Annotated in this window: 7 protein-coding genes and 1 pseudogene; 1 reads left to right on the top strand and 7 read right to left on the bottom strand. The window is 26.2% G+C overall.

Features of this window, described 5'->3' with window-relative positions:
- From J2Z53_RS08515 to J2Z53_RS08495, 5 genes are all read right to left on the bottom strand, one after another.
- A partial coding sequence (locus tag J2Z53_RS08515; RefSeq protein WP_407927657.1) for a sodium:solute symporter family transporter occupies nucleotides 1-330 on the bottom strand: 330 nt, incomplete at its 3' end.
- A gap of 82 nt (nucleotides 331-412) precedes the next feature.
- Nucleotides 413-1279: an N-acetylneuraminate lyase gene (locus tag J2Z53_RS08510; protein ID WP_209797061.1), complete on the bottom strand. Its 867-nt coding sequence runs from the start codon at nucleotides 1277-1279 to the stop codon at nucleotides 413-415.
- A 30-nt stretch (nucleotides 1280-1309) separates the two neighbouring features.
- On the bottom strand, nucleotides 1310-1975 hold the full coding sequence (locus J2Z53_RS08505) for an N-acetylmannosamine-6-phosphate 2-epimerase (protein ID WP_209797060.1): 666 nt from the start codon (nucleotides 1973-1975) through the stop codon (nucleotides 1310-1312).
- 265 nt (nucleotides 1976-2240) lie between these two features.
- Nucleotides 2241-2699 carry a 4Fe-4S cluster-binding domain-containing protein gene (locus J2Z53_RS08500; protein ID WP_209797059.1) on the bottom strand — a complete coding sequence of 153 codons (459 nt, stop codon included), beginning with the start codon at nucleotides 2697-2699 and terminating at the stop codon, nucleotides 2241-2243.
- The gene (locus J2Z53_RS08495; protein ID WP_209797058.1) at nucleotides 2696-4456 is read right to left on the bottom strand and encodes a ribonucleoside triphosphate reductase; all 1761 of its coding nucleotides are present in this window, start codon (nucleotides 4454-4456) and stop codon (nucleotides 2696-2698) included. The genes J2Z53_RS08500 and J2Z53_RS08495 overlap by 4 nt, the downstream gene beginning before the upstream one ends.
- Before the next feature lie 344 nt (nucleotides 4457-4800).
- Here J2Z53_RS08495 and pnuC point away from each other — a divergent pair, with 344 nt between their 5' ends.
- Nucleotides 4801-5583: a nicotinamide riboside transporter PnuC gene (pnuC, locus tag J2Z53_RS08490; protein ID WP_209797057.1), complete on the top strand. Its 783-nt coding sequence runs from the start codon at nucleotides 4801-4803 to the stop codon at nucleotides 5581-5583.
- Between the two features lie 399 nt (nucleotides 5584-5982).
- On the opposite strand, the gene J2Z53_RS08485 is transcribed toward pnuC, so the two are convergent.
- Together J2Z53_RS08485 and J2Z53_RS08480 are read right to left on the bottom strand one after the other, a co-directional pair.
- The gene (locus tag J2Z53_RS08485; RefSeq protein WP_209797071.1) at nucleotides 5983-6198 is read right to left on the bottom strand and encodes a copper homeostasis protein CutC; all 216 of its coding nucleotides are present in this window, start codon (nucleotides 6196-6198) and stop codon (nucleotides 5983-5985) included.
- 158 nt (nucleotides 6199-6356) lie between these two features.
- A pseudogene (locus J2Z53_RS08480) lies at nucleotides 6357-7178 on the bottom strand (mannose-1-phosphate guanylyltransferase); the annotation flags it as partial.
- Between the last annotated feature and the right edge of the window lie 34 nt (nucleotides 7179-7212).

Here is a 7212-nt window from a genome sequence, read left to right as displayed (position 1 = left end):
TAAGTATTCATAAGCAGTATCGATATCTAATCTACTGTAAACTGGTAGAAAATATCTTATAGTAAGAGGTACTGCTATAAACATACCTAATTGTGAAAACCAAAGAATCCATGTACCTTTATAAGAATTTCCAGCTAATGATAAGAATGAAATTGGACTTAAAAGTGTTGCAAAAATTGAAACTGAAGTAACCCACCAAGGAATTGTTCCATCACCTCTGAAAAATTCCTTTCCCTTCATTTCTTTCTTAGAGAATTTTAATCCAGCGAATAATACAAGTGCTAAATAAACAACTAAAACAATTAAATCAATTTTTGTAAAACCTTGCATAGTTACTCTCTCCTTTTATATTTTCTTCTATTAGATTAATGGAAATATCCATTAATCTAATAGAGTGTATTTTAATTAATTTTTAAAAGTATTTTTTGTTAATTTCTTTTGCCTTTGCAATCATTTCTTCTGTTGCTTCTTTCATAGGTTGTCTACAATATCCCGCATCCACACCTTGCTCTTGAAGAATTAACTTAATTGTTTGATAAAGACCATTATTTAAAATATCAGTTATTAAATCATTAGTTACATGTTGAACTTCTAAAGCTGTTTTTATATCTCCCTTTTGTGCTGCTTCAAATATTTGTCTTGCACGAACTCCATTTACATTAAATGTTGAACCTATTGCACCATCAACTCCAAGTACTGTTGCTGGTAACATCATTTCGTCAAATCCTGCAAATATTAATTTGTCAGGGAAACGTTTTCTCATACGTTCTAACATATAGAAGTCTGCAGCTGTAAATTTAACTCCAATAATTTTTTCGTTTTCAAAAAGCTCTGCAAATTGATCTAATGACATATTTACTCCAGTTAAGAATGGAATTGAATATATAATAAGTTTGTTATCTACTGAATTTATTATTGTTTCATAATAATTTTTGATTTCACTAAAATCAAATTTATAATAAAATGGTGTTACTGCTGATATTGCATCATATCCTAAATCAGTTGTAAATTTTGCAAGTTCTACAGCTTCCTTTAAATTAACTGAACCAACTTGGGCAATTAACTTAACTTGTCCCTTTGCTTCATCCATAGCAATTTCAAAAATTCTTTTCTTTTCATCTGTTGAAAGCATGAAATTTTCTCCAGTACTTCCTCCAACATAAAGACCATCTATTTTACATACATCGATATTATGTCTAATAATTTCTCTTAATCCTTTTTCGTTTATATTTCCTTCCTTATCAAATGAAACTAATAAAGCTGAATAAATACCTTTCATAATGTTAACCTCCCAAAATTTTATAATTATTTATTTTAAAACCTTTGTAAATCTTCTAGTTATCTGTTGTGGTCTTGTTATAGCTCCTCCAACTACTGCTGAATAAGCTCCAAGTTCAAAGGCTTTTTTCAAATCCTCTGGTGTATTTATTTTTCCTTCACAGATTACTGGAATATTTACTGTTTTTACTAACTTCTCTAGTAGATCAAAATCTACTCCTTCACCTTGTGTAGAGTATGGTGTATATCCTGAAAGTGTTGTTGATATACAATCAAAACCTAATTTTTCAGCTTGTACACCTTCTTCAAAAGTTGATATATCTGCCATAGCTAATCTATTGCTATTATGAATACAATCAATTAAATCTTTAATATTTTCACCATTAGGTCTTAATCTATTTGTTGCATCTAATGCTATCATTTCACATTCTGTTTCTAAAAGTTCTTTTATTTCTTTAATAGTTGGTGTTATATAGATTTCTGAATCTTCATAATTTCTTTTTATTATTCCTATTACAGGTAGCCCTGTAACTTTTTTTATTTCATTAATATCACTAACGCCTTGAGCTCTTATTCCAATGGCACCACCTTCTTTAGCAGCTTTAGCCATTCTTCCCATAATAAAAGAGCTATGTAACGGCTCGTCCTCTAATGCCTGGCAAGATACTATTAGCTTCCCCTTTATCTTTTTTAACATTTTTATCACCCTTTTGAAAATTATTTTCTTTTATGAGGTAATTGTAATCCTTTTCTGATTAAATTTCAATAGTTTTTTAAAATTTATTTTAATATTTTTTATTTTTAAGAAAATTATTTTCATTTTATTTTTTATATTTCCATAAAATAAAAAAATTTATGTATATAACACCTTTTATCCTTATACTAAAAAAGAACAGTAAATAGTTTAAATTTAATCTATTTACTGTTCTTTAGTAAGTTTAGTTATATATAAATATTCAAAATTACTTCTTTATTATCTTTTGATTTGATGATGCTAATTTCACATCATATTGTATATTATTATCTGTTGTTAAATTTTCTAAATATCTTCCAAACTTAAAATATATACCTTTATTTAAATTATATATATCAGGAAATTTTAAAGCAAATTCTTCTTCTGTAAGCCCTGAATAAATAATAACCTTTAAATTATTATTAAGTGAAGTCTTTACTAATTCTCTAAGTTCACAAGGTTGCAAAGACCACTCTAACCCTGCAAGTATTACTCCTTCATTAAATGGATTTTCAAGTACTTCTTTTATTATATCCTCTGAATCCATTTCTATTGTAGGTAACTCCTTTATAGATTGATTAAAGCATCCCTTACAATTAAACTTACAATCTATTGCAGAAATAAGAGCACCCATAAATGGGGCATCCTCTACTCTTTCATGAACAATTCCTTTAATTCTTATAATCATAACCTTAATTGATTTCTATCCTTAAACTCTGATTTTTTACCATCATTAAAGAATTCTACTTTTCTTAAATATCCTGTTATTCTTTGATATAAATCTAACTTTTTACCACATATAGGACAGTTATCAACCTTCTCTTTAATATATCCATGATCTTCACAATATCTATTTAAAGGTGATAGACTTATATATGGAGTTCTGTATTTTTCACAAATTGTTTTTACTATATGCTTTGCTGAGTCTCCACTAATTGCACCATCACAATATATATGAACAACAGTTCCTCCTGTAAACAATATTTGAAGATCATCTTGATGATCAAATAATTGCTTTAATCCCTTTACTTCATTTGGTGGTATATGACATGAATTAGTATAATATGGAGCTTCTTTTGTTCCTCTTGTTATTATATCATCATAAACTGCAATATCTTTCTTTGCTAGACGATAACAAGTAGATTCAGCTGGAGTTGCTTCAAAATTATAAAGATTTCCTGTTTCTTCTTGAAATTCAATTAATGAGTTTCTTATAAAATTACATACTTTAATTGAAAAATCTTTTCCCTCTTTTGTTAATATATTTTTACCATTAAAGTTTTCACACATTTCATTTAAACCTACTATCCCAATAGTACTAAAATGATTATTTAATGTTCCTACATAAGTATCAAAGGCTGGTAACATATTTTTATTTATCATGTTTTCATTAAGCCATTTTCTCTTTATTTCTAAACTATCTTTTGCAATAGTTAATATTTCATGTAATCTATCAAAAAATGCCTCTTCATTATTTTTATTTTGGTATGCTAATCTAGGTAAGTTTATAGTTACTACTCCTATACTTCCTGTACTATCTCCACTTCCAAATAGCCCACCATTTCTCTTTCTTAATTCTCTAAGGTCTAAGTTAAGTCTACAACACATAGACCTTACATCACTTTGATCCATGTCTGAATTTATAAAGTTTGCAAAATAAGGATATCCAAACTTTCCTGTCATTTCAAATAACATTTTATTTCGAGGATTATTCCAATCAAAATCATCACTTATATTATAAGTTGGTATTGGATATGCAAATGGTCTTCCTCTAAAGTCCCCTTCATTCATAAGCTCATAGAAAGCCCTATTTAATAAATCCATTTCTTCTTGGCAATCTTTATATTTAAAATCTGATATTTCATCTCCAATTAATGCAAAATCATCTTTTAAATCTTTAGGAGGAATTAAATCAAAAGTTATATTTGTAAAGGCAGGTTCAGCTCCTGCTCTACTATTACTATTTATACTAAAAATAAAATTTTGAATATTTTGTTTTACTTCCTTGTAACTTAATTTATCCTTTTTTATATAAGGTGCTAATAATGTATCAAATGAATTAAATGCAACAGCTCCCATAATTTCATTTTGATATATTGTAACTAAATTGGCTATTTGGTTTAAAATTGCATCAAAATGTCTAGCAGGTCCACTTGTTGGAATATTAGGAATCCCTTGAACTCCCATCATTATTATATTTCTAAGAGAATATCCACAGCAGTATAATGTTAAACCTCCTAAATCATGAATATGTAAATCTCCACTAACATAAGCATTAATTATTTTAGGATCTTTATAAACTTCATTTAACCAATAATCCTTTGAAACCTCAGCTATTATATGCTTATTAAGACTTCCAAAACTATATGGTGAGTTTGAATTTTCATTAACTCTCCAATCTGATTTGTCTAAATAGTCATTTATAATTTTTTTACTTTCTATCATAAATAACACTTCCTTCATTTTTTATAACCTAATTACAATTATAATATATATAACCTACTATATTATAAAAAAAATTTATCAGACTGGTTAATTTTAATTTTCAATATTTTTATTTTCTTCTTACTATATTTACTTTAATAAGATTTTTAAATATTTTATTTTTTGAAAATGTTTTATTCTCTTAATATACCATTAATATTAATTTTGTTTCTAAAATATGTACTTTATTTTCTAAAGCATAATATATGTATTTTATGTATTTTTCTGTATTGTTTTTTTTAAATTATTAGTTATAAAATAGTGTAGATATTTAAAATAAAATATTAAATAAATTAGGAGGACTTATGGAGTGGTTTAAATCTTTTTCAAAATTTCATAAAATATATTTTGTATTTTTCTTAATCGTTAACATATTCTTCTTTTTTAGTCCACTATATAATGGTGGTTCTATTAGTGATGTAATGAATATATTAACAATAGCAGGACTTTTTTCAGCTATAACAGGACTTTTTGCTGCTATATATACAGCACGTGCTGAAACAGCAGCCTATGCTTGGGGAGTTATAAACACTTGTTTTTACATTTTCGTTTCTTTATCTCGTCATATGTATGCTGAAGTTATATTGTATACAATATACATGCTTCCTATGAATATTTATGGTTTCTTTGCTTGGAGAAAAAGTACATTAGAAAATAAGCAATCTGATTCATCTTCTCAAACTATAGAAGTAAGAACACTAAAAAAGAAACAATGGATTGGAATTATTATATTTGTTATAGTAGTTTGGTTCCTTTATTCTAGATTCGTATACTACTTACCAAATATAATAAAAGATACATTAAATAATGTAATAGCACCAGATAAAAATTATTTAATAGACTCATTTACAGCAACAGTAACTATTTGTGCAGTTATAGTTTCTACTCAAAGATTTAAGGAAACTTGGTATTTTTGGTTATTATCTGATTCAGTTGGAATAGTATTATACTTACATTCACTATTTGGAAATCCTGTATTTTCTCTTGCAGCCTTATCAGGGGCAATGATGTGGATACAATATACAGTGAATGGTTTGTATGGCTTAATTGTATGGAAAAAAATAGATAAAAATCAACATAAATCTTAATAATAAAAAGGGCAAAGGAAGTTAAATTTATAATTTTAATTACCTTTGCTCTTTTTATATTTTATGATAAATTTTTCTATAAAAAATTTTTCTTAATATTTCTTCTATTTTTTAATGTATAATTGCTAATCATAAAAACTCTCCATTCTATAATAAATTATATTATACACCTTATTCTCTACTTTAATTATACAAAACAAAAATGCAAAGACTTTTAATTGCCTTTGCATTTTAATTATAAATATTTTTCTACCTTTTAATAATTTATCTTTAGTGCATAATAGTGGTTGATGAGCATATAGCCATTACTTTATCAAATAATGACATATTAGTATTTTCTTCCTTAAAAATTAATTTAGCTTTATAAAATACCATTAAAGCCTTCATTGATATAACCTCCTATAAATAACACTTAATTATTATATTTAATATATTAAACTTAATTTCCTGTTTAAGGAAGATTATACCATATTTTTCATGTAGATCCTTTAATAATTTCATTCCATAAATAGCTTTCTCTTCTAGTCCACTTGTAAGAACTCTATCTATTCCTAAATTAATTAAAGTTTCAATTGAATCATATGCATCATTTACGCAATCAAAATAATAAACAATACATTTCTAAATGCAAATGCTATTCCTAATTGTGAAATATTTCTTTAATGTATACATTTATACAAATTAGCTATTTATAAATTAATATATTTAAATAAAAAAGTACTAACCTAAATAACGATTAGTACTTAAAATCTCTCGAATTTTAAAATAAATTCTTATAAATATTTTTTGTAGTCTTCTTTTCCTTCAAGATCCTTTAACAAATGTTTTATTTCTTGATCTCTATTTTTATCCATTACAAGAAGTACATCTCCAGCTTCTACTATAACTAAGTCTTTAATTCCTAACCCTATAATTAAATTATTTTCTCCAAATACAGAACAGTTCTCACATTCTTCTAAATAAACATTTTTTGATACTGAATTACTTCTATTTTTATTTAAAAATCTACTTAAAGCATTAAAACTACCAATATCATCCCAAATGAAATCACACTTAATAACATATGCTTTTCTAGTTTTTTGCATAACTCCAAAGTCTATTGATATACCATCTATTAATTTATATTGCTCCTCTATGACTTTTTCTTCGTCCTCTTCTCCTATGTGCTTATATATTTCCATAAGTGGTTTATGCATTAGTGGAATATATTTTTCTATTTCTCTTAATATAACATCTGCTCTAAATACAAACATACCTGAATTCCATAAATAAGTTCCCTTATAAATAAAATCTTTTGCAACTTCAAGATTAGGTTTCTCTGTAAATCTTGCTACCCTATAAGCAGGTCTTGCCCCACTAATTCTATCTCCCATTTCAATATAGCCATAACCTGTTTCTGGTCTTTTGGGATGTATTCCTAAAGTTACTATACATCTTCTTCTATTTGCTAGTTCAACAGCTTGAGTTAAAGTTTCTATATATGCTTTTTCATTTTCTATATAATGATCTGAAGGCAATACTATCATTACTGCATCTCTATCTTTTTTAAGAAGTTTAATTGCAGATAAACCTATGCATGTTGCAGTTTCTTTGTTTATAATTAAGGTTTTAATTTTTATCACATATTAT

Source organism: Clostridium moniliforme (genome assembly GCF_017873235.1).
In the GTDB taxonomy this organism is placed as follows: Bacteria; Bacillota; Clostridia; order Clostridiales; family Clostridiaceae; genus Clostridium; species Clostridium moniliforme.
Note: the sequence above shows the minus strand (reverse complement) of the source record. Positions and strands in the feature narration are given on the sequence as shown.